Source organism: Arthrobacter sp. I3, assembly GCF_000520575.1.
Classification (GTDB): domain Bacteria; phylum Actinomycetota; class Actinomycetes; order Actinomycetales; family Micrococcaceae; genus Arthrobacter; species Arthrobacter humicola_A.
This window is the reverse complement of sequence record NZ_KI914907.1, coordinates 2,441-5,704: the sequence shown is the minus strand read 5'-3', so window position 1 is coordinate 5,704 and position 3,264 is coordinate 2,441. Positions and strand designations below refer to the sequence as shown.

The following is a 3,264-nucleotide window of genomic DNA, read 5'->3' as shown; positions in this document are numbered from 1 at the left end:
GGGGAAGGTGGCCTGCCGCCGTCGTACTTAAAGAAACAACGCGGGGTCACTCCGCGCCCATCCCACCGAGTGGAATGGGCCGTGAGTGACCCCGCGTTGCTGTAGTGCTGGTGCTTCGGCGCTTCGGACCTAGAGGGTCGCGAAGACCTCGCGCAGGAGCTTGGCGGTCTCGGACGGCGTCTTGCCGACCTTGACGCCGGCAGCCTCGAGGGCTTCCTTCTTGGCCTGGGCGGTGCCCGCGGAACCCGAGACGATGGCGCCTGCGTGGCCCATGGTCTTGCCTTCCGGAGCGGTGAAGCCGGCCACGTAGCCAACAACCGGCTTCGTGACGTGGGCCTTGATGTAGTCGGCGGCACGCTCTTCGGCGTCGCCACCGATTTCGCCGATCATGACGATCGCCTTGGTCTCCGGGTCAGCCTCGAAGGCTTCGAGGGCATCGATGTGGGTGGTGCCGATGACCGGGTCGCCGCCGATGCCGATGGCGGTGGAGAAGCCGAGGTCGCGCAGCTCGTACATCATCTGGTAAGTCAGGGTGCCCGACTTGGAGACAAGGCCGATGGGGCCCTTGCCCGTGATGTTGGCCGGGGTGATGCCGACGAGGGCCTCGCCCGGGGTGATGATGCCGGGGCAGTTCGGTCCGATGATGCGGGTGACCTGCTTGCCGTTGGCGTCCACCTTGGACTGGGCCAGTGCCCAGAACTCGGCGGAGTCCTGGACCGGCACGCCTTCGGTGATGACGACGACGAGGCCGATGCCGGCCTCGATGGCTTCAACGACGGCGTCCTTGGTGAAGGCCGGCGGCACGAAGACGATGGAAACGTCAGCGCCGGTCTCCGCCATGGCTTCCTTGACGGTGCCGAAAACGGTGATCTCGGCGTCGCCGTGCAGGACCGTTGTGCCGGCCTTGCGGGCGTTGACGCCGCCCACAACATTGGTGCCGGCTTTGAGCATCAGGGCGGTGTGCTTGGTGCCTTCGCCGCCGGTGATGCCCTGGACGATGACCTTGGAGTCCTTGTTCAGATAAATAGACATAGTCGAGTCCCTCTACTTCGCTGCGTTGGCGAGCTCGGCAGCCTTGTCGGCGCCCTCGTCCATGGTGGCGGCCAGGGTAACCAGCGGGTGGTTGGCCTCGGCCAGGATGCGGCGGCCTTCCTCAACGTTGTTGCCGTCAAGGCGGACTACCAGCGGCTTGTTCGCGGAGTGGCCCAGCTCGGCCAGTGCACCGACGATGCCCTTGGCGACGGCGTCACAGGCGGTGATGCCGCCGAAGACGTTGACGAAGACGGACTTGACCTGCGGGTCGCCCAGGATGACGTCGAGGCCTGCTGCCATGACCTCGGCGGAAGCTCCACCGCCGATGTCCAGGAAGTTCGCGGGCTTGACGTTGCCGTGGTTCTCGCCGGCGTAAGCAACGACGTCGAGGGTGGACATGACCAGGCCGGCACCGTTACCGATGATGCCGACTTCGCCGTCCAGCTTGACGTAGTTGAGGTCCTGCGCCTTGGCCTTGGCCTCGAGCGGGTCAGCAGCGTCCTTGTCTTCAAGGTGGGCGTGCTTGGGGTGGCGGAAGTCGGCGTTCTCGTCGAGGGAGACCTTGCCGTCGAGGGCAACGATGTCGCCTGCGCCGGTCAGGACCAGCGGGTTGACCTCCACAAGAGTGGCGTCTTCCTTCTTGAAAACGTCCCAGAGCTTCAGGATTACGCTGGCGACCTTGCCACGCAGTTCCTCGGCGAAGCCTGCCGCGGCGACGATTTCGTCGGCCTTGGCCTGGTCGATGCCCACGGCCGGGTCGATCGAGATCTTGGCCAGGGCCTCGGGGCGCTCAACGGCGAGCTGCTCGATTTCCATGCCGCCTTCTACCGAGCACATGGCCAGGTAGTTGCGGTTGGCCCGGTCCAGAAGGACGGAGAAGTAGTATTCCTCAGCGATGTCTGCACCCTGGGCGATCATCACCCGGTGCACGGTGTGGCCCTTGATGTCCATCCCGAGGATGTTGGTGGAGTGTTCAAACGCTTCGTCAGCGGTCTTCGCGACCTTGACGCCGCCGGCCTTGCCGCGGCCTCCGGCCTTGACCTGCGCCTTCACGACAGTTACGCCGCCGATTTTCTCGGCAGCTGCCTTTGCTTCTTCAGGGGTGTGCGCCACGATGCCAGCAAGCACGGGTACACCGTGCGCCTCGAACATATCGCGCGCCTGATATTCAAACAGGTCCACGGTTTAGTGTCCTTCTACGTCGAAGTAGTTTCTGTACAGCCGGACCCCACGTACTCGCGGTTACCGGGCTGCGGAATAAACGCACCCTGCGACAAGCTTGGAAACGAGCCACACGGCGCAATGCTCCTTTGGGAACTCTAGTCCTTCGATCGGACCAGCCCGTTCCAGAGTACCGGTTATGTGAGTAAGGACACTATTCTATGGAGCGTAGAAAAACCGCTAGATTACGGGGTTTTTGGGGTGTCCGACGGCGCTCCGAAGGCCAGCGCGGCCGTGCCGGACCCGCGTTCGTAATGTACGGCGAACGCCCGTGCCAGCGGCTGCACGGGGTGCCGGCGGACCGGTCCCCGGACGCCCGCCGGGTCTTCAGCCAAACGTCCAGTTACGCGATCAGTCAGGCGTCCAGCTTGGTCAGCGGCGCGTAGCGCAGCAGCAGCCGCTTCTCGCCGACGTCGAACTTGACCTTGGCGACCGTCTTGTCCCCGGCGCCCTCCACCGCCAGGACGGTGCCGTTGCCGAAGCTGGTGTGGTTGACCTTGTCCCCCACGCTGACGGCGACGACTTCCTTCTGCGGCTGGACCCTGTTCTTGGCCACCGCGGCGGGAACATCGGCGTTGAAGCCGGCGGACGGGCTGGCCGCGGCGCCGCGGGCGGTCCCGGCACCCCAGAACGATCCGCCGTAGCGGCTGGACCCGATCCCGGCACCGCTCCCCCAGCCTCCGCTCTGGCGGCTGGCGCCTTCGCGCTTCCACTCGACGAGCTCGGCCGGGATCTCCTCGATGAACTGGCTCGCGGGGTTGTACTGGCTCTGGCCCCACATGCTGCGGACCTCGGACCTGGTCAGGTAGAGACGCTTGCGGGCCCGGGTCAGCCCCACGTAGGCCAGCCGGCGTTCCTCGGCCAGTTCCTTGGGATCGGTGGCGGAGCGCTGGTGCGGGAACAGCCCGTGCTCCATGCCGGTCAGGAACACCACCGGGAATTCCAGGCCCTTCGCGGTGTGCAGCGTCATCAGGGTCACGACGCCGAGCCGCTTGGCTTCGGCGACGGCGG

Annotated in this window: 3 protein-coding genes; all 3 read right to left on the bottom strand. The window is 65.6% G+C overall.

Translation table 11 applies throughout. The annotated features are described in order from the left end of the window. Positions 1–129: 129 nt before the first annotated feature. Complete coding sequence (gene sucD, locus Y706_RS0104305) at positions 130–1,032, bottom strand: succinate--CoA ligase subunit alpha (RefSeq protein WP_028275595.1); 903 nt, start codon at positions 1,030–1,032, stop codon at positions 130–132. 12 nt (positions 1,033–1,044) lie between these two features. Continuing rightward, positions 1,045–2,214 (bottom strand): ADP-forming succinate--CoA ligase subunit beta, encoded by a 1,170-nt coding sequence (gene sucC, locus Y706_RS0104300; protein ID WP_018776032.1) that lies wholly within the window; start codon positions 2,212–2,214, stop codon positions 1,045–1,047. 394 nt (positions 2,215–2,608) lie between these two features. Continuing rightward, a partial coding sequence (locus Y706_RS27790; RefSeq protein WP_043434786.1) for a 3'-5' exonuclease occupies positions 2,609–3,264 on the bottom strand: 656 nt, incomplete at its 5' end.